At 52.9% G+C, this 22,869-nt stretch carries 18 protein-coding genes; 11 read left to right on the forward strand and 7 right to left on the reverse strand.

The annotated features are described in order from the left end of the window. The first annotated feature begins 59 nt into the window (after positions 1 to 59). The 6 genes from rlmKL (at position 60) to rmf (ending at position 7,981) form a co-directional block, all read left to right on the forward strand. A complete protein-coding gene (rlmKL, locus tag ABLU67_RS27630; protein ID WP_348852617.1) occupies positions 60 to 2,165 on the forward strand; it encodes a bifunctional 23S rRNA (guanine(2069)-N(7))-methyltransferase RlmK/23S rRNA (guanine(2445)-N(2))-methyltransferase RlmL in 2,106 nt (701 codons plus the stop codon). A 12-nt stretch (positions 2,166 to 2,177) separates the two neighbouring features. After that, complete coding sequence (locus tag ABLU67_RS27635; RefSeq protein ID WP_004849507.1) at positions 2,178 to 4,085, forward strand: ABC transporter ATP-binding protein; 1,908 nt, start codon at positions 2,178 to 2,180, stop codon at positions 4,083 to 4,085. Between the two features lie 14 nt (positions 4,086 to 4,099). Beyond that, positions 4,100 to 5,368 (forward strand): membrane integrity-associated transporter subunit PqiA, encoded by a 1,269-nt coding sequence (gene pqiA / locus ABLU67_RS27640; protein ID WP_049079884.1) that lies wholly within the window; start codon positions 4,100 to 4,102, stop codon positions 5,366 to 5,368. Then, a complete protein-coding gene (gene pqiB / locus ABLU67_RS27645; protein ID WP_025107496.1) occupies positions 5,358 to 6,995 on the forward strand; it encodes an intermembrane transport protein PqiB in 1,638 nt (545 codons plus the stop codon). The genes pqiA and pqiB overlap by 11 nt, the downstream gene beginning before the upstream one ends. Then, positions 6,995 to 7,558, forward strand: coding sequence for a membrane integrity-associated transporter subunit PqiC (gene pqiC, locus ABLU67_RS27650; protein ID WP_064377398.1), 564 nt, complete (start codon positions 6,995 to 6,997; stop codon positions 7,556 to 7,558). Before pqiB ends, pqiC begins: the two co-directional genes overlap by 1 nt. Before the next feature lie 255 nt (positions 7,559 to 7,813). Continuing rightward, positions 7,814 to 7,981 carry a ribosome modulation factor gene (gene rmf, locus ABLU67_RS27655; RefSeq protein ID WP_004100764.1) on the forward strand — a complete coding sequence of 56 codons (168 nt, stop codon included), beginning with the start codon at positions 7,814 to 7,816 and terminating at the stop codon, positions 7,979 to 7,981. 64 nt (positions 7,982 to 8,045) lie between these two features. Here the strand turns inward: rmf and fabA are convergent, their stop codons facing one another. Together fabA and ABLU67_RS27665 are read right to left on the reverse strand one after the other, a co-directional pair. Beyond that, on the reverse strand, positions 8,046 to 8,564 hold the full coding sequence (fabA, locus tag ABLU67_RS27660) for a bifunctional 3-hydroxydecanoyl-ACP dehydratase/trans-2-decenoyl-ACP isomerase (RefSeq protein ID WP_004849514.1): 519 nt from the start codon (positions 8,562 to 8,564) through the stop codon (positions 8,046 to 8,048). A 69-nt stretch (positions 8,565 to 8,633) separates the two neighbouring features. Further along, complete coding sequence (locus ABLU67_RS27665; protein WP_049082164.1) at positions 8,634 to 10,391, reverse strand: Lon protease family protein; 1,758 nt, start codon at positions 10,389 to 10,391, stop codon at positions 8,634 to 8,636. A 185-nt stretch (positions 10,392 to 10,576) separates the two neighbouring features. Here ABLU67_RS27665 and matP point away from each other — a divergent pair, with 185 nt between their 5' ends. After that, on the forward strand, positions 10,577 to 11,029 hold the full coding sequence (gene matP, locus ABLU67_RS27670) for a macrodomain Ter protein MatP (RefSeq protein WP_014228663.1): 453 nt from the start codon (positions 10,577 to 10,579) through the stop codon (positions 11,027 to 11,029). A gap of 103 nt (positions 11,030 to 11,132) precedes the next feature. Here matP and ompA read toward each other — a convergent pair whose 3' ends face one another. Then, complete coding sequence (gene ompA / locus ABLU67_RS27675; protein ID WP_004849520.1) at positions 11,133 to 12,203, reverse strand: porin OmpA; 1,071 nt, start codon at positions 12,201 to 12,203, stop codon at positions 11,133 to 11,135. A gap of 353 nt (positions 12,204 to 12,556) precedes the next feature. Further along, positions 12,557 to 13,066: an SOS-induced cell division inhibitor SulA gene (sulA, locus tag ABLU67_RS27680; protein ID WP_032720963.1), complete on the reverse strand. Its 510-nt coding sequence runs from the start codon at positions 13,064 to 13,066 to the stop codon at positions 12,557 to 12,559. Between the two features lie 462 nt (positions 13,067 to 13,528). On the opposite strand from sulA, the gene ABLU67_RS27685 reads away from it, so the two are divergent. Beyond that, a complete protein-coding gene (locus ABLU67_RS27685) occupies positions 13,529 to 14,152 on the forward strand; it encodes a TfoX/Sxy family DNA transformation protein (protein ID WP_046878167.1) in 624 nt (207 codons plus the stop codon). Here ABLU67_RS27685 and yccS read toward each other — a convergent pair. Both yccS and ABLU67_RS27695 read right to left on the reverse strand, forming a co-directional pair. After that, entirely contained in the window at positions 14,140 to 16,275 is a 2,136-nt protein-coding gene (gene yccS, locus ABLU67_RS27690; RefSeq protein WP_046878166.1) for a YccS family putative transporter, read from the reverse strand. The genes ABLU67_RS27685 and yccS overlap by 13 nt on opposite strands. Positions 16,276 to 16,292: 17 nt before the next feature. Further along, a complete protein-coding gene (locus ABLU67_RS27695; protein WP_004849527.1) occupies positions 16,293 to 16,739 on the reverse strand; it encodes a YccF domain-containing protein in 447 nt (148 codons plus the stop codon). 122 nt (positions 16,740 to 16,861) lie between these two features. On the opposite strand from ABLU67_RS27695, the gene helD reads away from it, so the two are divergent. Beyond that, a complete protein-coding gene (gene helD, locus ABLU67_RS27700) occupies positions 16,862 to 18,916 on the forward strand; it encodes a DNA helicase IV (RefSeq protein WP_032695058.1) in 2,055 nt (684 codons plus the stop codon). A gap of 28 nt (positions 18,917 to 18,944) precedes the next feature. Here the strand turns inward: helD and mgsA are convergent, their stop codons facing one another. After that, the gene (gene mgsA, locus ABLU67_RS27705) at positions 18,945 to 19,403 is read right to left on the reverse strand and encodes a methylglyoxal synthase (RefSeq protein WP_014228668.1); all 459 of its coding nucleotides are present in this window, start codon (positions 19,401 to 19,403) and stop codon (positions 18,945 to 18,947) included. A 154-nt stretch (positions 19,404 to 19,557) separates the two neighbouring features. On the opposite strand from mgsA, the gene ABLU67_RS27710 reads away from it, so the two are divergent. Further along, on the forward strand, positions 19,558 to 19,971 hold the full coding sequence (locus tag ABLU67_RS27710) for a CoA-binding protein (RefSeq protein WP_014228669.1): 414 nt from the start codon (positions 19,558 to 19,560) through the stop codon (positions 19,969 to 19,971). Positions 19,972 to 20,573: 602 nt separating this feature from the next. After that, positions 20,574 to 22,869, forward strand: a 2,296-nt coding sequence (locus tag ABLU67_RS27715) for an Ig-like domain-containing protein (RefSeq protein WP_348852618.1), incomplete at its 3' end; no start/stop codon positions are given.

The following is a 22,869-nucleotide window of genomic DNA, read 5'->3' on the forward strand; positions in this document are numbered from 1 at the left end:
GACATGGGGCGCATATTGGCTATAATGCGCACCAATTTTCTTTTAGTAAAAGTGACGATATGAATTCTCTGTTTGCCAGTACGGCTCGTGGGCTGGAAGAGCTGTTAAAAACTGAACTGGAAGGGCTGGGCGCGGTGGACTGCCAGTTGGTCCAGGGCGGGGTCCATTTTCAGGGAGATACGCGGCTGCTGTATCAAAGCCTGATGTGGAGCCGGCTGGCTTCGCGGATTATGCTGCCGCTGGGGCAGTGCAGCGTATACAGCGACCTGGATCTGTACCTTGGCGTACAGGCCATTCCATGGACGGAGATTTTCACTCAGAATGCCACTTTTGCCGTGCACTTTAGCGGGCTGAACGAAGAGATCCGCAACAGCCAGTACGGGGCGTTGAAGGTGAAAGACGCCATCGTCGACAGCTTTACGCGTAAGAATCTGCCGCGTCCCAACGTCGATCGCGAAAATCCCGATCTGCGTATTAACGTCTGGCTGAATAAAGAGACCGCGCATATCTCCCTGGATCTTAGCGGCGAGGGGCTGCACCTGCGCGGCTACCGCGACGGTACCGGTATGGCGCCCATCAAAGAAAACCTGGCTGCGGCGATAGTGATGCGTTCCGGCTGGGCTGCCGGTACGCCGCTGCTCGATCCCATGTGCGGTTCCGGTACGCTGCTGATTGAAGCGGCGATGCTCGCTACCGATCGTGCGCCGGGTTTACACCGCGGCCATTGGGGTTTCGGCGGCTGGGCGCAGCATGACGATGCTATCTGGAAAGAGGTGAAGTCCGAAGCACAAACCCGCGCCCGTCAGGGGCTGGCGGTGTATGAGTCGCGCTTTTACGGTTCCGACGTTGACGCCCGCGTCATCGAACGCGCGCAGCGCAACGCCCGCCGCGCCGGTATTGGCGAACTGATTACCTTCGAAGTGAAAGACGTTGCCCAGCTTAGCAACCCACTGCCGAAGGGCCCTTACGGCACGGTGATAAGCAACCCGCCGTACGGCGAGCGTCTGGAGAGTGAACCGGCGCTGATTGCCCTGCATAGCCTGCTGGGGCGGATCATGAAAAATCAGTTTGGCGGCTGGAACCTGTCGCTGTTTAGCGCCTCGCCGGATCTGCTGAGCTGCCTGCAGCTGCGCGCTGATAAGCAGTTTAAAGCGAAAAATGGACCGCTCGACTGCGTCCAGAAGAACTATCATCTTGCAGAAAACGAAGGCGGCAAAACCGCGATGCTGGCGGAAGATTTCGCCAACCGTCTGCGTAAGAACCTGAAAAAATATGAGAAGTGGGCGCGTCAGGAAGGCATTGAATGCTATCGCCTGTATGATGCCGACCTCCCGGAGTACAACGTCGCTATCGACCGCTACGCCGACTGGGTGGTGGTGCAGGAGTATGCGCCGCCGAAAACCGTTGACGCGCACAAGGCCCGCCAGCGCCTGTTTGATATTATCGCCGCCACCATTGCCGTACTGGGGATTGCGCCGAACAAGCTGGTGCTGAAAACCCGCGAACGGCAGAAAGGGAAAAACCAGTATCAGAAAATGGGTGAAAAAGGTGAGTTCATTGAGGTGCAGGAGTATAACGCACGTCTGTGGGTAAACCTGACCGACTACCTGGATACCGGGCTGTTCCTCGACCACCGTATTGCTCGCCGCATGCTGGGCCAGATGAGCAAAGGCAAAGATTTCCTCAACCTTTTCTCCTACACCGGTAGCGCCAGCGTCCACGCCGGCCTTGGCGGCGCGCGTTCCACGACGACGGTCGATATGTCACGTACCTATCTTGAATGGGCTGAACGTAACCTGCGCCTCAATGGCTTAACCGGCCGCGCGCATCGCCTGATGCAGGCTGATGTGCTGGGCTGGCTGCGGGAGACCACCGAACAGTTTGATCTGATCTTTATCGATCCGCCAACCTTCTCCAACTCAAAGCGTATGGATGATGCGTTTGACGTACAGCGCGATCATTTGCGCCTGATGACCGATTTAAAACGTCTGCTGCGTAAAGGCGGCACGATTATGTTCTCGAACAACAAACGCGGTTTCCGTATGGATCATGACGGGCTGGCGCAGCTGGGCCTGAAGGCGCAGGAGATCACGCAAAAAACGCTGTCTCAGGATTTTGCCCGCAACCGTCAGATTCACAACTGCTGGCTGATTACCGCAGCCTGAAAGGAATAAAGAATGTCTTTAATTAGTATGCACGGCGCCTGGCTCTCTTTCAGCGATGCGCCGCTGCTGGATAATGCTGAACTGCATATCGAAGATAACGAACGCGTCTGCCTGGTAGGGCGCAACGGTGCGGGTAAATCGACCCTGATGAAGATCCTCAATCGTGAACAGGGTCTTGATGACGGGCGCATTATCTATGAACTGGATCTGGTTGTGGCGCGTCTACAGCAGGATCCGCCGCGTAATGTTACCGGAACCGTCTATGACTTTGTGGCGGAAGGTATTGCTGAACAAGCGGCATACCTCAAGGGTTATCACGATGTTTCGCAGCTGGTGATGACCGACCCGAGCGACAAGAATCTGAACGAACTGGCGCGCCTTCAGGAACAACTGGATAATTTAGGGCTGTGGCAGCTCGATAGCCGCATTAATGAAGTGCTGGAACAGCTGAATCTGGATCCTAACGCCGAGCTTTCCTCGCTGTCCGGCGGCTGGCTGCGTAAAGCGGCCCTCGGCCGCGCGCTGGTCAGCGGGCCGCGCGTGCTGCTGCTCGATGAACCGACCAACCACCTCGATATTGAAACTATCGACTGGCTGGAAGGTTTCCTGAAGATGTTCAAAGGCACCATTATTTTTATTTCGCACGACCGTTCCTTTATTCGCAACATGGCGACGCGAATTGTCGATCTCGATCGCGGTAAGCTGGTGACCTATCCGGGGAACTACGATCAATATCTGCTGGATAAAGAAGAAGCGCTGCGCGTGGAAGAGTTACAGAACGCGGAGTTCGATCGCAAGCTGGCGCAGGAAGAAGTGTGGATCCGTCAGGGGATCAAAGCGCGTCGCACCCGTAACGAAGGGCGCGTGCGGGCGTTGAAAGCCATGCGCCGCGAGCGCGGTGAGCGCCGTGAAGTGATGGGCAGCGCGAAGATGCAGGTGGAAGAGGCCGCGCGTTCGGGCAAGATTGTGTTCGAAATGGAGAACGTCAACTACCAGGTTGATGGCAAGGTGCTGGTTAAAGACTTCACCGCCCAAATCCAGCGCGGCGACAAAATTGCGCTGATTGGCCCGAACGGCTGCGGCAAAACTACGCTGCTGAAGCTGATGCTCGGTCAGCTGCAGGCGGATAGCGGACGTATTCATGTGGGTACCAAGCTGGAAGTGGCTTACTTCGACCAGCACCGCGCGGAACTTGATCCGGATAAAACGGTGATGGACAACCTCGCGGAAGGTAAACAGGAAGTGATGGTGAACGGCAAGCCGCGCCACGTCCTGGGCTATCTGCAGGACTTTATGTTCCATCCGAAACGCGCGATGACGCCGGTGCGGGCACTGTCGGGCGGGGAGCGTAACCGCCTGCTGCTGGCGCGCCTGTTCCTCAAGCCCAGCAACCTGTTGATACTCGATGAACCGACAAACGATCTGGATGTCGAAACCCTGGAGCTGCTGGAAGAGCTTGTCGACGGTTATCAGGGAACCGTGATGCTGGTTAGCCACGACCGTCAGTTTGTGGATAACACGGTAACGGAGTGTTGGATCTTCGAAGGCGCGGGGCAAATTGGCCAATACGTGGGCGGCTATCATGACGCACGCGGTCAGCAGGCGCAGTATCTGGCGAAAAAACAGCCGGTTTCTAAAAAGACAGTTGAAGTTGCTCAACCGAAAGCAGAAAGTGTCAAACGCGCTGCCAGCAAACTAAGCTATAACCTGCAGCGCGAGCTGGAACAGCTGCCGCAAAAACTGGAAGAACTGGAAGCCCAGCTGCAGAATTTGCAGGAACAGGTTGCCGACCCTTCTTTCTTTGGTCAGTCGCATGACCATACGCAGCAGGTGCTCGCACAGCTGAGTGAAGCGGAGCAGGCGCTGGAAACCGCCTTCGAACGCTGGGAATATCTCGAAGGTTTAAAAAACGGCGCATAAGCTGAGGAGTTTTCATGTGCGATCATCATCATGCTGCGCGGCATATCCTGTGTCGACAATGTGATCTGCTGGTGGCTTTGCCGCAGCTGGAGCATCGCCAGAAAGCTACGTGTCCGCGTTGCGGAACGACATTGACAACGTCATGGGACGCGCCCCGGCAGCGTCCCACAGCCTACGCGTTGGTCGCGTTGTTCATGCTGCTGCTGGCCAATCTGTTCCCCTTCATCTATATGAAGGTTGGAGGGATCAGCAGCGAAATCGAGCTGCTGGAAATTCCGAACGTGCTGTTTAGCGAGGATTACGCCAGCCTCGGTACCTTCTTTTTACTTTTCGTCCAGCTGGTGCCGGCTTTCTGCCTGGTCACCATACTGCTGCTGGTCAATCGGGTGAGCATGCCTTCCGGGCTAAAGGCGTTTCTGGCGCGGATCCTGTTTCACCTTAAAACCTGGGGGATGGCGGAAATCTTTCTCGCCGGGGTGCTGGTCAGCTTCGTTAAGCTGATGGCCTACGGCGATATCGGCATCGGCCTGAGCTTCGTTCCCTGGTGTATGTTCTGCCTGTTACAGCTGAGGACGTTCCAGTGCGTGGATCGCCGCTGGTTATGGGATGATATTGCACCAATGCCGCCGATTACACAGCCGCTGAAAGTCGGCGTCTCCGGCCTGCGTCAGGGGCTACGCTCGTGCTCATGCTGCACGGCGGTTTTGCCCGTCGATGAGGCCGTTTGTCCGCGCTGTCGGACAAGGGGAACCGCCCGGCGTAAAAACAGCCTGCAGTGGACGCTGGCGCTGTTGGTGACTTCGCTGATCCTCTATATGCCCGCCAATATTCTGCCAATCATGATTACCGACCTGCTGGGCGATAAAATGCCTTCCACGATTATGGCGGGGGTGATCCTGCTGTGGAGCGAAGGATCGTATCCGGTGGCGATGGTGATATTTATTGCCAGTATTATGGTGCCGACGTTAAAAATGATCGCCATTGGCTGGCTATGCTGGAACGCCAGCGGCAAGGGAGCGCGCGACTCGGAGCGCATGCATCTGATTTATGAAGTCGTCGAGTTTGTTGGCCGCTGGTCAATGATTGATGTGTTTGTTATCGCAGTCCTCTCCGCTCTGGTTCGCATCGGTGGATTAATGAATATCTATCCGGCGATAGGAGCAGTGATGTTTGCGCTGGTCGTAGTAATGACAATGTTTTCGGCCATGACCTTTGACCCGCGTTTATTGTGGGATCGTGAGCCAGATTCAAGCCATGAGGAAAGACTGCAGCATGGAAAATAAGAGCGGAGAAGCGAAAGTGCAAAAGGTGAAGAACTGGTCACCGGTGTGGATCTTCCCGATAGTCACGGCGCTGATTGGCGCATGGATTCTCTTTTATCACTATAGCCACCAGGGGCCGGAAGTGACCCTGATAACCACTAACGCAGAAGGTATTGAAGGGGGCAAAACCCGGATAAAAAGCCGCAGCGTTGACGTCGGCGTGATTGAAAGCGCGACGCTGACGGACGACCTGACCCACGTGGAGATTAAAGCGCGGCTGAATTCAGGTATGGAAAAACTGCTGCACCAGGATTCGGTTTTTTGGGTGGTTAAACCGCAGGTCGGCCGTGAAGGGATTAGCGGTCTGGGAACGCTGTTATCCGGCGCCTATATCGAACTGCAGCCGGGAAGCAAAGGCTCTGTTCCTGCGCAGTATCCGCTGCTGGATTCACCGCCGCTGGCCTCCCCTGATGCTAAAGGTATTCGCATTCTGCTGGAAAGCAGCAAAGCGGGGCAGCTTTCACCCGGCGATCCGGTGCTTTTCCGCGGCTACCGCGTAGGTTCAGTTGAAACCAGCACCTTCGATGCGCAAAAACGCAATATTACCTATCAGCTGTTTATTAGCGCGCCTAACGATCGGTTGGTGACCAATAACGTGCGCTTCTGGAAAGATAGCGGTATTGCGGTGGATCTGACCGCTGCGGGTATGCGCGTTGAGATGGGATCGCTGTCGACCCTGTTTGGCGGCGGCGTCAGCTTTGATATTCCCGAAGGGCTACCGTTAGGTGAGCCGGTGGCGAATAAAACAGAATATCATCTGTTTGACGATCAACGCAGCATCCAGGATTCGGTGTTTACCCAGCATATTGACTACGTGATGTTCTTTAAAGATTCGATTCGTGGTCTGCAGCCCGGCGCGCCGGTTGAGTTCCGCGGTATCCGTCTGGGGACCGTCGGCAAGGTGCCGTTCTTTGTTCCTGGGCTGAAGCAGAACATCAACGACGATTACCGTATCCCGGTAGAAGTGCGAATTGAACCGGAACGTCTGATCAATCAGTTAGGCGCTAATCCTGACATTCGTAAGCATATCGATGATCTAATGAATCGCGGGCTGCGCGGTTCGCTTAAAACCGGAAACCTGGTGACCGGCGCGCTGTATATCGATCTCGACTTCTACCCGAAAGCCCCTCCGCGCGGCAAGATTCAGGAGTTTGGCGGTTATCCGATTATTCCAACCGTGAGCGGTGGCCTGGCGCAGATCCAGCAGCGCCTGATGGACGCGCTGGATAAAATTAACAATCTGCCAATTAACCCGCTGCTGGAGCAGGCAACCAGTACGCTGGCGCAAAGTGAAAAAACGATGCAGCACGTACAGGCGACGCTGGACAGTCTGAACAAGATAACGTCAAGTCAGTCGATGCAGCAGCTACCGGGCGATATGCAGAATACGTTGCGCGAGCTTAATCGTAGTATGCAGGGCTTCCAGCCGGGATCTGCGGCATACAATAAGATGGTTGCGGATATGCAGCGTCTCGATCAGGTTCTTCGTGAACTGCAGCCGGTACTGAAAACGCTCAATGATAAGAGCAATGCGCTGGTATTTGAGGCGAAGGATAAAAAAGATCCGCAGCCGAAGGGAGCGAAATAATGAAGAAATGGCTAATAGCGGCGGCGGTATGCGCGCTGACGGCATGCAGTAGCGGCGGTGAGAGTAAAACTTACTATCAGCTTCCCGTGGCGCAGGGTGGCGCGCAAAGCGCCGCCCACCAAAGCAAAAACTTGCTTTGGGTCGAGCAGGTGAGCATTCCGGATTATCTTGCCGGTAACGGGGTGGTCTATCAGACCACCGATGTTCAGTATGTGATTGCGAATAACAATCTGTGGGCGAGCCCGCTCGATCAGCAGCTGAAAACGACGCTGGTGGCGAACCTTAGCAACCAGCTTCCGGGTTGGGTGATTGCCTCTCAACCGCTGGGGAGCGAGCAGGATACGCTGAACGTGTCCGTCAGCGGTTTTCACGGCCGTTACGATGGCCGGGTCATCGTTAGCGGCGAGTGGCTGCTGAAGCATCAGGGGCAGCTGATTAAGCGGCCGTTCCATATTGAGCTTAAGCAACAAGAGGATGGTTACGACGCGATGGTGAAAACGCTCGCGCAGGCCTGGACCCAGGAAGCGACGGCGATTGCCAGCGAGATTAACCGCTTGCCATAAGTAAAATTAATAAGAATAAAAGCCGCTGCGACAGTGAAAATCGCAGCGGCTTTTTTATTTGTCTCATCAGTTTGTTACTTGTGCTGGTTCACAGTTTTTGTACAAACGAAGTTTCATGTAGCTCACAAATATGACAATGGCGTGAATTTTGCGCATTGACGCTATCCCCGATTCGCGGTATTCGTTAACCGTGGTTGCGTATTTAGTGACCATTGTTTTCTTTTCCACCAGATCAAAGTATGAGGGAAACGAGGCATGAAGAGACAAAAACGAGATCGCCTGGAGCGGGCACATCAGCGTGGGTACCAGGCCGGTATTACCGGAAGGTCTAAGGAAATGTGTCCTTACCAGACCTTAAACCAAAGGTCTTATTGGCTAGGAGGCTGGCGAGAGGCCATGGAGGACAGGGTACAAATTGCCTGACTGTCTCTTTAAAAAGAAGCCTCCGCTGCGCGGGGGCTTCGCCTTTTCTAACGCGTGATGTTTATCAGAACGCGGAAGTGTCCTGGAACAGGCCCACTTTCAGATCGGTTGCGGTGTAAATCAAACGACCGTCAACCAGCACTTCTCCATCCGCCAGCCCCATAATCAAACGACGGTTTATCACGCGTTTGAAATGAATACGGTAGGTCACTTTCTTCGCCGTTGGCAGTATCTGGCCGGTGAGCTTCACTTCGCCCACGCCTAATGCACGTCCTTTACCTTCGCCGCCTAACCAGCCCAGGTAGAAGCCAACCAGCTGCCACATGGCATCCAGGCCCAGACAGCCCGGCATCACCGGGTCACCAATGAAATGGCAACCGAAGAACCACAGGTCCGGGTTAATATCGAGTTCTGCCTCAACATAACCTTTGTCATAGTTACCACCGGTTTCGGTCATTTTGATGACGCGGTCCATCATCAGCATACTTGGCGCCGGCAGCTGTGGGCCTTTGGCGCCAAAGAGTTCACCACGACCAGAGGCAAGAAGGTCTTCTTTTGTATAGGATTCGCGTTTATCTACCATGTTTTCAGTAAGCCTTATTTTGAGTTCGGGACGCAGGATAGCTAACACGTGTACGCTGAACAAGTCCGATCAGTTCGAACCTGAACCGCCTAACCAGCGTAGCGGCCACGGAAAGCGATGACGACTCTCTTGCTGTGTCGCCTGCGCAATACGTTCCTGAATGGTTTGCCGTAACGTTTGTCCTTCGCCGTCCCAGAGTAGCTGGGTCAGAATGGGCAGCGCTTCCGTCACGTCATCGACTGCCCAGATAAAGAACTGCTCATCCGCAACGGCCTGTTGCAGTTCCTGCGCCAGGCTCAGGTGACGAACGTTGGCGGAGGGAATGATGACTCCCTGTTTACCGGTCAGCCCACGCTGCTGGCAAATAGCAAAGAAGCCCTCAATTTTCTCGTTAAGCCCGCCAACCGGCTGTACGCGACCAAACTGATCGACAGAACCGGTAATGGCGATGCTCTGATTAATCGGCACATTGGCCAGCGAGCTGATCAGCGCGCACAGTTCGGCCATGGAGGCGCTATCGCCATCCACTTCGCTGTAGGACTGCTCGAAGGTCAGGGAGGCGGTGAAGGGGAGCTGTTGTTCGAGCTCCAGCTCGGACATCAGAAACGCCTGCATGATCATCATGCCTTTTGCATGAATGTTGCCACCGAGCTCGGCCTTACGCTCAACGTCAATAAATTCGCCGTCGCCGATATGTACGACGCAGCTAATACGTGAAGGCTCGCCAAACGCACGCGGATGGCCCGGAAACTCAATGACGGAGAGTGCGTTGATTTGTCCGACGCATTCGCCTTCGGTCTCGATCAGGATTTGCTCCTGCAGTATTTCATCCTGGATGCGTTCAGCAAGGTAGCCTTCGCGCCACAAACGACGCTCCAGCATGGTTTGCATCTCTTCAGCGCTAATCTCTTCACCTTCACAGAACGCGGCGGCTTCGCGAAGCTGGCGAGCAATCCAGAGCACGCACAGCGGCAAGGTTTCCTGATCGCCTGTATAACGCGCACCTTCCTGGATCAGCAGCGGCCAGGCGTTAGCTGACAGCCCCGGTAGTTCGAGCAGCTGAGCATTTTGCCAGACCCACTGGCACCACTGCTTCAGCGTATCGGCGTCAGCGATTTGCAGATTATCTTCATATTCGCTGTAGATAGCCTGCGCAGAAAGCTCGGGTTCCATCTCCTGAAAATCAGCAAGAGATTCCCGCTCGCCGACCAGGATAACTTTCAAACTCAGGGGCATAGAGGGAATGCTGACCGGAAGAGGGCGAGACTCATCGAATGATAACCAGTCAAAACGCTGGCGGGTTACCATATTTTTTAGCCGCATCCACAGCAGGGGCTGAGCCAGTAATGCACGGAGGGAGAGAATTAATACCCCGCCGTTAGCGCGATGGACCAGACCGGGTTGTAACGTGATTTCACCATTAAACTGGCGCACGCAGCCAAAAAGCTGCTCTGCTTCGATCCAGTCCGCGGCTTCAACCGGCGCAACGCTGGCGAAATTATCTTCAGCCGTTTGCGCCGGGGAGAGCGAGATTTTTCCGCCATCAACCTGATAGCGAACGCCACAGAGCGTTTGTGCCGGTTGGTGTAAAGTACGGGTTTCGTTAGCCAGCCACTGCAGGTACTCCGGCTCTTCCGGAATTTTAACCAGCATAAACGGCGAAATGGCTGGAGTGACCAGAAGCTGCTCCAGGCCATAGAAGAGTCGGGGTTGCAGTTCGCCTGAGAGCGATGCCTCTGCGTGAGCTAAGTCGGCTTGTGCAAACAGCGCCTGATAACTTTCCGTATCAGGAGCGAGGTCGTTTCGGGTAAGTTTCGTAATGGTCAAAGTCGCTGTTTTTTAGTCAGATGTAAAACGCGCGATTATACATTATGCGGCGTCCGAGCACACGAGGGATTGCGATTGTCGCGGTGATAACGAATCTACCAACATCACGAAAGATCATTTATTCTCAGCACATCAGGAAAAAACTGATATCCTGAAATGAGTTACACGGTCACATTGAGATCGCAATGAAATATCAACAACTGGAAAATCTTGAAAGCGGCTGGAAATGGACTTATCTGGTAAAAAAGCACCGGGAAGGTGAGCTTATTACCCGCTACATTGAAGCCAGCGCTGCGCAAGCCGCCGTCGATTTATTACTGACGCTCGAAAATGAACCCGTGCTGGTGAATACCTGGATTGAGCAGCATATCAATCCGGCGCTGGTGAACCGCATGAAGCAGACTATCCGCGCCCGACGTAAGCGTCATTTTAACGCGGAGCATCAGCATACGCGTAAAAAGTCTATCGATCTGGAGTTCATGGTCTGGCAGCGTCTGGCAGGTCTGGCGCAAAGACGGGGTAAAACGCTTTCTGAAACCATTGTGCAGTTGATTGAGGATGCTGAGCATAAAGAGAAGTATGCCAGCAAGATGTCCAGCCTGAAGCATGATTTGCAGGTACTGTTAGGTAAAGAGTAGTGATGCAAGCATCGGGATATATCGGTGCGTTGCTGCTTTTTGATAGCGGAATTTAAGGTAAAAAAAAACCCCGCATCGCGGGGTTTTTTATTAACGAGATAACTTAAGCCTGCGGCTGAGTTACAACGTCTTTGTAGCCTTTAACTTCGATTTCTACACGACGGTCCGGCGCCAGGCAGTCGATCAGAGCTGCGCGAGCTTTCACGTTGTCACAGGTGTTGCCAGTAACCGGGTTGGATTCGCCCATACCGCGAGCAGAGATTTTGCTAGCCGGGATACCTTTGGATACCAGGTAATCAACAACGGACTGAGCACGTTTCTCAGACAGCTGCTGGTTGTAGGCATCAGAACCGATACGGTCGGTGTAGCCCAGAACAACTGCGGAACCGTCTTTCGGGTCCATGTTGCTCAGCTGGGTGTACAGCTGATCCAGAGCCTGCTGGCCTTCTGGTTTCAGAGTAGATTTGTTGAAGTTGAACAGAACGTCAGACTTCAGGGTGAAGTGCTTGGTAGTCACTTCTGGAGCCGGAGCCGGCGCCGGAGCTACAACCGGAGCAACGTCGTCCTGACCGAAGCGGTAGGATACGCCCAGGCTCAGCATGCCGTTATCAGGACGGGTACCAACGGTGCCAGCGTCGCCGATGTTGTTAACCCACTGGTATTCCAGACGGGTTGCGATGTCACGAGTAACAGCCCACTCTAAGCCGCCCGCGAATACCGGGGAGACGCCAGTGTCGTGTTCGCTACGGGAAACGCCGGTAGAAGCGTAGTTACCTTTGGAGTCAGCGCGCCAAACCATACCACCCAGACGGGTATAGATATCCAGATCGTCAGTGATCGGGTAACCCAGTTTAGCAGTCAGCTGAACGCCCTGAGCTTTGAAAGCGCCGTTGTCAACGCTGCCTTTGTAAGCCATACGGCCCAGCCAGTCGTAACCCATTTCAAAACCGAGGTACGGGTTAACCTGGTAACCACCAAACGCACCAGCACCCAGCTGATCGTTACGGGTCGGGCCGTTGTTGCCCTGGAAACCGTTACCGTAGAAACCGGTGTCGTGATACTGGGACCAGCCCAGTTTAGCACCTGCGTACCAGGTGTTATCTTTCGGAGCGGCCTGCGCTACGGTAGCGAAGCCAGCCAGTGCCACTGCAATCGCGATAGCTGTCTTTTTCATTTTTTGCGCCTCATTATCATCCAAAATTCGCCATGAAGGTTCAGAAGACCTCACGGTTAAATCCTTCACCCGGGGCGTGACTTGTTGTTAACTATGCTGATACATGCAGCGTAAGCCGATCACCCCTGGCGATGTAAAGTCTACAACTTAGTTCGAAACTTACAAGTGTGAACTCCGTCAGGCATATGAAAAAAAAGGGTTGTGTACGCTATGTTTAACCAATACGGTTGAACTTAATCGAGGCAAAAAAAGTCGCGAAGCCGCATCAGACAAGCATTTTAACAAAAATGCCGTTCAAGAAAGCCCATCTCGCGCCAGGGCAAAAAAAATTCCAGGATTAATCCTAAACTCGGTTAATGATACAGGTTTGAGTGAATTTTTAGCCCAGAAAGTTGTCTGCCAGGCTGAGCGGTATTTCTTACCGGGCGCATGATAAAGCCCATCGCGTGACCCTCTTCTGCAGCGGCAACCAGGCGTTCATGTTCCTCAATGCTCAGTTCTTCTGATAGCCAGCCAATAACGACGCTATAATTTCCCGTGCGCAGTGAGCGAACCATGGATTCCAGGGTGTTAGCGGGGGAGAGCTGGCTGATCTGCATCACCTTCGACAGCGGCAAACCGGACGACTGCACCCATTCACGACTCAGCTTCTGTTGTGGCGTCAGCCAGAGCTGCCAGCGCGATTGCTGGCCAAGCTGTTGTAATAAAGGAAGCAATAGCAGCTGCGTCATCATGGGCTGGTCTTCTCGATAGACTATTTCACTGATCAGCCCATTAGCTGGCTGTTCGGCAGCGTCATGAGAGCGACGACGTACTGAAGTAGAAGTCAGTGGTGAACGATTTGCGTGAGCTGATGTAAACATAGTCTATCCCGCCTGTGGGTTACTGTATGCATATACAGTATATGCGGCCGGGTGAAAGATCAACCCTATTTTCTCTGTTGCTGGATGAAATTTGTACGTCGCCGGGAGTGAACCCGAACCGGTCGCATCGGATGTCCGCGCGTACACAATGTGAATTCATGGTTGTCGCGCTTTCTTGCTGGCTAAATTCTTCTCATAAATGATGGCATTAACGGTCTATGAGCGAACAGGGATGCCCTGCTCTCTGTACGCTACTGTGATGAATATTAATTAAGCATTTTATCTTTCCCGCGTTTAACTTCATCAAATGACTATTTTCTGAAAGCGGCTCGCAAAAAAACACGCTGATTAAAATGAACAGATAATTCATGTTGCCGCATGAAGAGAAGTCACTTATTTTCTCTTTTAACGGATCCGTTAGCACATTTATGTCTTATTTACATGATTAACAAAGGAATAATCATGAAGAAACTTATATGTCTTAGGATCCATCAGTTTCGGGCATGTTTGTCTCCATTAGGAAAAATAAGCTGTCGGCCCTTATTTGGTGGCTATAGCCTGGCGATAGATAATACCGTGTTTGCCATGATGGCTGAGGGAGAGATCTATCTTCGGGTTTGCGAGCAGAGCGCGGAGTACCGCGTGGCGCATAAAAACCCGCTGTTGAAGATGCAGAAGAATGGTCGTCTGGTCGCGCTGAAGTATTATCATATTGATGAGGAACTTTGGCGGGATAGCAAAATGCTTTTTCATTTATCGGCGCTGTCATTACAGAGCGCGCGTCATGAAAAACATCGGCAGCGACATTCCGGAAGATTAAAAAATTTGCCAAATATCAGTTTTCATATGGAACTACAGCTGATTAATTCAGGCATTACGGATGAATTGATGCTGCGTAAGATTGGGGCCAAAGAAGCCTGGTTGAGGTTACGAAAAATAAATAAAGCGCTAACGGTGAATATTCTTTATTCCTTACAGGGGGCTATTGAAGGCGTCCACGCGGCCACGCTCCCGACGCAGCAGCGTCAGGAGCTTGAGAAGTGGGCAACGGAACAGATGCGGGAGAGTGAGAGCTATTCAGGTTGAATCTCAACCTGTCGCTGTAGCCGGCAAATCTCTGGCAGCAGCGCCAGTAGCAGCCCGATTTGTTGAAGCACTAACGGCTCTTTGCTATCGGCACGAGGTTCAAGATGCTGTATCCGGGTTTGCAGGCTTGTTAGAGCTTGCTGTACCCGCTGTTCATCGGCCGGTGAGTGGTGCAGCGCGTCATCAACATAACAAACGGCATCGTCCAGCAGCGCCAGGATATCTGGCGTTGTCAGCTTTTCCCTGTGTGCGCCCAGGGCGGAGATATAGCTGGTAAAAGTGTGGTTCAGGCATAACAACCGAAAAGCGGTTTCCCGCATTTGCGAGCCCGCTCTGGGTTCTGTTGATAAGTTTGATACAACGGATGCCAGCTCACCGTCCCTGCTGTGCGCCGCTCTTCGCGCAATACGATAGGCAAGACGGTTGTCGCGCCCCTGATGATATTGCTCGAGTATGGCGTCTAAATATCGGCAGTTGGCATTGATTGCTTGTTCAAGTACTCGGGGCAGGTTGCGGAATTTCCAGTCTGGCCAAATAAAGCTGACTGCGGCCCAGGCGATAGCGCAGCCGATCAGCGTATCAAATATACGCGGTAGGGCGACTTCAAAACCTTCCCCCAGGAGGTTAAAGCACAGCAAAACCAGAAGGGTAATGAACATGGTCGCATGGGCGTACTGTACATTACGGAACGCGAAGAACAGCACGCCGGTCAGGACAATTAAAAGCAACTGGCCTTCGACGGAAGGGACGAGAAGCAGCACCGGCAGGCCTATCGCTACGCCGATGAGCGTACCGATTATCCTTAACGCCAGCCGGTGACGAGTGGCGTTATAGTTTGGCTGGCATACGAACAGGCTGGTCAGCAATATCCAGTAACCGTGGTTCAGTCCGGTTAACTGGATAAATGCATAACCTGCGCACAGGACTAATGACATTCGAACCGCATGGCGAAACAGAGCTGACTCTGGGGTCATATTACTGCGCAGGCGCAGCCAGATATCGCTGAAACTGCCGGGTTGGTCGTCGGCTAACAGGTTTTCCGTGTTGTGACTGGACTGTACAGTCGTCTGGACGGATTCAATTGTCGCCAGCTGGGCGTCAATGGCGCGTAAGTTATTAAGCAAAAATCCCAACGCCTTAATCTGTTCTGCCGGCGCGCCGCTGGCTTTTACGCGATCGAGCGCGGCGTCAAGATGCATAAAAGCGCGCTCAAAGTGAGTGTCATGAAGGTAGGGTTCGCGTAGCAGGATGGCACGAGACAGTTTCTGGCAGGCCTGCGCCTGCATTGACAGCATACGCTGGAAGCGGAACATCACGTCACTGTAGCGAAAATGATCGCGCAGCGTTTGGTATTGAATATGCGATGAGCTTGCGCGTTCGTGGATGTCCTGCGCCACGAAGTAATACTGCAAAGTGCGACGCGTTCCGCGCTGCCCGCGATCGCCGCGCAGGCGAGTCAGCAGGGAAACTTTCGTCTGATTCAGCGTGGCCACAAGCTGGCCATTGGCTATCGCCAGGTCATACAGCGGAGCCTGGCTTTCATCTTCAATATCCGGATCGAACAGGCGTGATTTAAGCTCCAGATAGTGAGCTAACTGCTCGTAGCTGCGTGCCAGATTGTCCTGAAGAGGACGGATAGGGAAAATCAGATGTCCGGAGAGGGTAAGTAAGTTGTACCACACCGCGCCAGCCAGCAAAAACAGCGGCTGAAGATACCAGTGGCTGTAAAGCGTAACGCCCAGCATGGTATAGATGGCGATTAACAAAGCACCAAAGGCGATGGTGGCATAGCGTTGGCCCAGGCCGCCGAGCAAAATAAAACCGATTGTTGAAACGGTTAATCCCGCCGCAAATAACCACGGCCAGGGAAAAAGGAGTTCCACTGAGGCTGAAGCAATAAAAAAGCACACGAGGGTAATGGCCAGATTACGCAGACGTCCTGTCAGGCGGTCATCAAGGTCGGTCAGCGCCGCTGCCACCACCCCGAGTGTTAGAGGAATCGTGAGTTTTACTTCGCCAAGCCACCAGGGAAATGCGGTCGTGCCGCAGAGTGCGATAAATATCCTGATGTTATATAACCAGGCACTGTTCCATGTATAGCGGCGTAGCAGGGGGGTGAGCATTTCTCTATTCCATTCAATTACTGAAAGCGGCGACGCGCATTGGCTTCACGCGCGGCGCGAGCGGTCTCGACGGAGACGACTCGTCGGCCTACTGGCCATAAAGCAATAGCGGCGATTTTAAAATTGGCGATACCAACCGGGATGCCAATGATAGTCAGGCATTGGGCGATACCACAAAAGATATGCATCAGGCACAGCCACCAGCCAAAGAAAATAAACCATAAAATATTCAATAGTGTCCCACCCGCGTTTAGCAGGCTGTTCTTTCCCTGAGGATCGAGTTCGTCGACATGAACGGCCTCATTCCCATAGGGAAAAAGAGAGAGTTTTGTTATCTCCCAGCAGGAGCGGGTGAGAGGCAGGGTAAAGATCAGCACAATGCTGACCAGCGTCGCCAGAAGCCAGCCGAGCGTGGTGGCGAATCCGCCAAGGATAAAGTTTAAAATATTCAGAACGGTACGCATAAACCCTCTGCTTAATACGGTGGATAATAAGGCACGGCCATTGTAGCGTTTTTTACGCTGGAGCACCCGGTCGCTGGCGGTTAAACTTAAAAACATCCAACCTGATTGAAATTCGACATTATATGGAACTTAGAGCGACAACATTGGGCAAGCGTATGGCTCAGCATCCTTATGACAGGGTGCAACTTCTTAATGCCGGAGTAAAGGTTTCCGGTGATAGCCATGAATATCTTATACCTTTCAATCAGTTATTATCAATTCATTGCAAGCGTGGGCTGGTTTGGGGGGAGCTGGAGTTTACCCTACCGGGCGAGAAAGTTGTGCGTTTGCACGGTACCGAATGGAGTGAAACCCAGCGTTTTTACCATCATCTGAACACGCTCTGGCAGCAGTGGAGCGCGGAAATGAGCGATATTGCCGCTGATGTACTTCGCCAGCAGCTGGCGGAAGTGGCGCGTTCCAGCGCGGAAGGTAAATGGTTGACGCGTCAGCAGGTAAGCGATATTCAGCGCAAAATACGCCATGCGCTGAGCGGATTACCAGTGCCGACAGTCCGTCTTGATGCTTTTGATAACTGCCGCGAGCTATGGCGGCAATGCCAGAGTTGGTTGAGTAATACGGAAAAAGCCAGGCTCGAGCATAACCAAACTTTTACGGAATCCATGCTGGAGCAATACCGCGGATTTTTTGCCGCAGTGGAATCATCGCCGTTGAATCCGGCTCAGGCACGCGCAGTCGTAAACGGCGAGCGTTCGTTATTAGTTCTGGCGGGTGCCGGAAGCGGTAAAACTTCCGTGTTAGTGGCGCGCGCAGGCTGGTTATTGACCCGTGGCGAGGCGGCGGCTGAGCAAATTCTGCTACTGGCGTTTGGTCGGCAAGCCGCGCAGGAGATGGATGAGCGCATCCGCGAGCGCCTGGGCACTGAAGAGATCTCTGCGCGTACTTTTCACTCCCTTGCCCTGCACATTATCCAGCAGGGCAGTAAAAAAGCCCCGACGATCAGCAAGCTGGAGAGCGACAGCGCTGCACGGCAAAAACTTTTAGTACAGAGCTGGCAGCAGCAGTGCCAGGAGAAAAAAGCGCAGGCGAAAGGCTGGCGATTGTGGCTGGAGGAGGAAATGGGGTGGCAGATCCCTGAAGGGGATTTCTGGCAGGACAAAAAGCTGCAACGTCGTGTTGCCAGCCGCCTTGACCGCTGGGTTAGCTTGATGCGTATGCATGGCGGCTCGCAGGCTGAGATGATTGCCGGGGCCCCTGAAGAGGTACGCGACCTTTTTGGCAAGCGCGTTAAGCTGATGGCCCCTCTGCTAAAAGCGTGGAAAACGGCGTTAAAAGATGAAAACGCCGTCGATTTCTCCGGCCTGATTCATCAGGCGATCAATATTCTGGATAAAGGGCGGTTCGTCAGCCCGTGGAAGCATATTCTGGTGGATGAGTTTCAGGATATCTCCCCGCAGCGGGCATCCCTACTCGCCGCGTTACGTCGGCAAAACACGCAGACGACGCTGTTTGCCGTTGGCGATGACTGGCAGGCCATCTACCGTTTCAGCGGTGCTCAGCTCTCTTTAACAACGGCCTTTAATCACTATTTTGGCGAAGGGGATTGCTGTGCGCTGGATACGACGTACCGATTTAATAGCCGGATAGGCGAGATAGCCAACGGGTTTATCCAGCAAAATCCGCACCAGTTAACGAAACCACTAAACAGCCTGGTCGCAGGGGACAAAAAAGCGGTGACGTTATTGGCGGAGGACAAACTCGACGATCTGCTTGATAAAATGAGCGGCTATGTCAAACGAGAGCAGCGGATTTTATTGCTAGCGCGCTATCATCATTTGAAGCCGGCGGCGCTGGAGAAAGCCGCCACGCGCTGGCCGCATCTGCAGCTCGATTTTATGACTATTCATGCCAGCAAAGGACAACAAGCTGATTACGTCATAATTCTTGGCCTTCAGGAGGGGGATGATGCGTTTCCTGCACCGGCGCGTGAGTCGATTATGGAGCAGGCGCTCTTACCGCAGCCGGAGGATTTCCCCGATGCCGAAGAGAGGCGTTTGCTGTATGTCGCCATCACCCGCGCCCGCCTGCGCGTATGGCTGTTGTTTAATAAAGAGCAACCTTCGCCGTTTGTTGAAATGCTAGAGGCGCTGGATGTGCCGGTAGCAAGAAAGCCATGATGGCTGGCGGCGTGGCCGCCAGCGGGGCTTATTTCAGACGCTCTGCAAGGTAGCGCTGATAATCAGGGATCAGGATATCAACGGGGTCGCTGAAGTGCGGGGACTGGATAATAAAGTCGGCGGTTGAGACATTGGTGGCGACGGGAATATTCCATACCGTCGCCAAACGTAATAACGCTTTAACATCCGGGTCATGCGGCACGGCATTTAGCGGATCCCAGAAAAAAATCAATACATCGATTTTACCTTCTGAAATCAGCGCACCCACCTGCTGGTCGCCGCCCATGGGACCACTCAGCATCGCATGCACCTCCAGCCCGGTTGCGCGTGACACCAGATTTCCGGTCGTTCCTGTCGCCGAGAGCGTGTGTTGCGCCAGCAATGGCTGGTGGCGCTCGACCCACTTCATCAGCATATCTTTACAGTGATCGTGAGCAACCAGCGCAATATGCTTGCGTGCTGGCAAGGTACGTGTTGTTAGTTCCATCATTTCATTCCACATTTTGGCCTGTAGACAGATTACTGGAAGTGACTGTTGCTGCAAGCGTCGGGATGAAAAAATTTGACGCATCTGCAGGTCAGGACTCATGCGGGTTCATCCGGATTAGCATACACTTGGGCTAAATAGCAGGAGGATGATGATGAAAGAAAACGATATCGCAGGTATTTTGACCTCGACACGGACTATCGCCCTGGTGGGGGCAAGTGACAAACCTGACCGCCCAAGCTATCGGGTGATGAAGTATCTTCTGGAGCAGGGGTATCACGTCATTCCCGTTTCTCCTAAGGTTGCGGGTACCACGCTGCTGGGGCAAAAAGGGTATGCCACGCTTGCTGACGTGCCGGAAAAAGTGGATATGGTCGATGTTTTCCGTAACTCAGAAGCGGCCTGGGGCGTCGCCCAGGAGGCAGTGGCTATCGGTGCGAAAACGCTATGGCTACAGCTGGGGGTAATCAATGAACAGGCGGCTGTTCTCGCCCGAGACGCCGGTCTAAACGTGGTGATGGATCGCTGTCCGGCGATAGAGATCCCGCGATTAGGATTAGCCCGTTAAACCTAAAACCCCGCCTGGCGGGGTTTTTTATTATCAATATTGATTAAGTTATTTATGGTCAATATTTTAATTAAAACTACATCGAAACGTTTCTTTATTTTAAAATAAAACCCATTGTCTTTGTGGATTTAACGGATATCGTCCAGGTTTTATCTCCCTTATTACTTAAAATTTCCTCGCGAGGATAATTTATTTCTTATAAATAAACCATAGAAAATATATGGGGAATCCTTATAAAATATTTTAAAGTTTAAAAAAATAATTGTTTTTTCTCATGTCATTTATATGACTAATATCACAGATATTTTTGGCGTAGCGTTAAAATGGAGGTTTGGTGATATAAGAAATGTATTATCCATGATTTTATCTTCATTGTAATAACCGTGAGCAATCATTTTTCTTATGGTCTATATTAACATCTCAAAATGTAAGTTTATTATTTTAAGTTGTTGTAATTTAAGTAATTTAATTTATTACAGAATGTAATTGGATTATTTTGCTTTCACCTTGCGGGACTCCGTTAAGTGGTATATCTAATAAGATGCATAATTAAGAATTATCTCATACCTCTGACTGCGTCTTCATCTCAAGGGTGCAACCTGATGAAAAATATAAATGTGACAGTGAAAGAAACTGGTGCTGAATACACCGTCGATGGCAATCAAGTTAATCTCAATACGCAGTCAGTGGTCCTCCTGCACGTTAAGCGTGAGGATATTCGTTCATATACCCGACAAGGTAATGATCTTGTTCTAAAACTCCAAAACGGTGACACCGTTACAATTAAAAACTTTTTCGTTGTGGATGAGCATGGACAGCACAGTGATTTGGTTCTTATGGATGATGAGACCGGCGCGCTATGGTGGCTAGAAGGTGCGGGTACCGATGGGGCACACTATTCGCTGATTAGCGATCTTTCAGAAGTCATCGCGACCGGTGGCGCGGGACAAAGTATTGCCGGTTGGGTTATGGCTGGCGCGGCTTTGCTGGGTATTGCGGCAATGTTCGCCGGCACCTCAAACAAAGACCACCACTCTTCGGTTTCTGAAAGCGATTCTGATGCTGACAGTGATTCAGACTCCGACAGTGATACGGATACTGACAGCGATAGCGACTCTGATTCAGACAGTGATTCTGATTCAGATAGTGATTCCGATTCTGACAGTGATTCCGACTCGGATTCAGATTCAGATAGTGATTCGGATGCTGACAGCGACGCGGATAGTGATTCTGATGCTGACAGTGACTCCGATACTGATACCGAGCTACCTACCGCGGCACAGAACATAGCGGTCATTGACAATGTGGGCCCCATCACCGGTGTGCTGCATTCTGGTGATGTCACTGACGATACGACCCCGGAGATTAAAGGGACAGCAGAGGCTGGGGCAACGATAACGATTTATGACGGCGATACCAAACTGGGTTCTGTCGTCGCGGATGAAAATGGCAACTGGAGCTTCACGTTACCGGAGCTGAGCGAGGGTTCCCATAGCCTGAGCGCGACGGTGACGGACAAAGCCGGCAACGTCAGCGAGCGTTCGCCGGCGTTTGAACTGACCATCGATACCACTGCGCCGGCAGCCAGCATTCCGCAGGTAACCGACAATGTTGCAGAGCACACCGGCCAGCTGCAGAGCGGGGATCTGACTAACGATGCGACGCCCACCCTGAACGGCACGGCGGAAGCGGGATCCACGGTGACGATCTATGACTGCGACACCGTGCTGGGCACAGTGGTTGCCGGCGAGGATGGACGCTGGAGCTTCACGCCAGCTAGTCTGGAGGAAGGCGCCCACAGCCTGAGCACTACGGTAACGGACAAAGCCGGGAACGTCAGCGAACGTTCGCCGGCGTTTGAACTGACGGTAGACACTATAGTGAACCCGGTTAGCGATCTGCAGGTAACTGATAATGCAGGAGAAGACACGGGTACACTGAACAGCGGTAGCGTGACGGATGATGATACACCAACCTTGAGCGGTACGGCGGAAGCGGGCGCCACGATCACAATTTATGACGGTGATACCGTACTGGGCACCGCGATTGCGGACGAGGACGGACGCTGGAGCTTTACTCCTGACGCCCTGGCTGAAGGATCCCATAGCCTGAGCACCACGGTGACCGATCTGGCCGGCAACGTCAGCGAACGATCCCCGATATTTATATTAACTGTCGATCTTAGCGATGACACCGACTCCGACAGCGACTCGGATTCAGACAGTGACTCCGACTCTGACAGTGACTCCGACTCGGATTCCGACAGCGACTCAGATTCTGACAGCGATTCTGACTCCGACTCCGACAGTGACTCGGATTCAGACAGCGATTCGGACTCTGACAGCGACTCGGATTCCGACAGCGATTCGGATTCTGACAGTGATTCCGACTCCGACAGCGACTCGGACTCTGACAGCGATGCTGACTCGGACAGCGATTCTGACTCCGACAGTGACTCCGACTCGGACAGCGACTCCGATTCCGACAGCGACTCGGATTCAGACAGCGATGCTGACTCTGACAGCGACTCGGATTCAGACAGCGATGCCGATTCCGACAGCGACTCGGATTCAGATAGCGATTCCGACTCCGACTCGGACAGCGACTCGGATTCCGACAGCGACTCCGACTCTGACAGCGACTCTGATTCCGACAGCGATTCCGACTCTGACAGTGATTCGGACTCGGACAGCGATTCCGACTCCGACAGCGATTCCGACTCCGACAGTGATTCGGATAGTGACAGTGATTCGGATTCAGACAGCGACTCCGACTCGGACAGCGACTCGGATTCCGACAGCGATTCCGACTCTGACAGTGATTCGGATTCGGACAGCGATTCGGACTCTGACAGCGATGCCGATTCCGACAGTGATTCGGATTCTGACAGCGATTCGG

Source organism: Klebsiella sp. GN_Kp190, from assembly GCF_040061795.1.
In the GTDB taxonomy this organism is placed as follows: domain Bacteria; phylum Pseudomonadota; class Gammaproteobacteria; order Enterobacterales; family Enterobacteriaceae; genus Klebsiella; species Klebsiella michiganensis.

Excerpts from the sequence above, each read along its gene's own strand:
- ompA (WP_004849520.1), bottom strand. The coding sequence starts at position 12,203 with ATGAAAAAGACAGCTATCGCGATTGCAGTGGCACTGGCTGGCTTCGCT.
- pqiC (WP_064377398.1), top strand. The coding sequence starts at position 6,995 with ATGAAGAAATGGCTAATAGCGGCGGCGGTATGCGCGCTGACGGCATGC.
- pqiA (WP_049079884.1), top strand. The coding sequence starts at position 4,100 with ATGTGCGATCATCATCATGCTGCGCGGCATATCCTGTGTCGACAATGT.
- ABLU67_RS27635 (WP_004849507.1), top strand. The coding sequence starts at position 2,178 with ATGTCTTTAATTAGTATGCACGGCGCCTGGCTCTCTTTCAGCGATGCG.
- helD (WP_032695058.1), top strand. The coding sequence starts at position 16,862 with ATGGAACTTAGAGCGACAACATTGGGCAAGCGTATGGCTCAGCATCCT.
- pqiB (WP_025107496.1), top strand. The coding sequence starts at position 5,358 with ATGGAAAATAAGAGCGGAGAAGCGAAAGTGCAAAAGGTGAAGAACTGG.
- yccS (WP_046878166.1), bottom strand. The coding sequence starts at position 16,275 with ATGCTCACCCCCCTGCTACGCCGCTATACATGGAACAGTGCCTGGTTA.
- rlmKL (WP_348852617.1), top strand. The coding sequence starts at position 60 with ATGAATTCTCTGTTTGCCAGTACGGCTCGTGGGCTGGAAGAGCTGTTA.
- fabA (WP_004849514.1), bottom strand. The coding sequence starts at position 8,564 with ATGGTAGATAAACGCGAATCCTATACAAAAGAAGACCTTCTTGCCTCT.
- matP (WP_014228663.1), top strand. The coding sequence starts at position 10,577 with ATGAAATATCAACAACTGGAAAATCTTGAAAGCGGCTGGAAATGGACT.
- ABLU67_RS27710 (WP_014228669.1), top strand. The coding sequence starts at position 19,558 with ATGAAAGAAAACGATATCGCAGGTATTTTGACCTCGACACGGACTATC.
- rmf (WP_004100764.1), top strand. The coding sequence starts at position 7,814 with ATGAAGAGACAAAAACGAGATCGCCTGGAGCGGGCACATCAGCGTGGG.
- ABLU67_RS27695 (WP_004849527.1), bottom strand. The coding sequence starts at position 16,739 with ATGCGTACCGTTCTGAATATTTTAAACTTTATCCTTGGCGGATTCGCC.
- ABLU67_RS27685 (WP_046878167.1), top strand. The coding sequence starts at position 13,529 with ATGAAGAAACTTATATGTCTTAGGATCCATCAGTTTCGGGCATGTTTG.
- mgsA (WP_014228668.1), bottom strand. The coding sequence starts at position 19,403 with ATGGAACTAACAACACGTACCTTGCCAGCACGCAAGCATATTGCGCTG.
- sulA (WP_032720963.1), bottom strand. The coding sequence starts at position 13,066 with ATGTTTACATCAGCTCACGCAAATCGTTCACCACTGACTTCTACTTCA.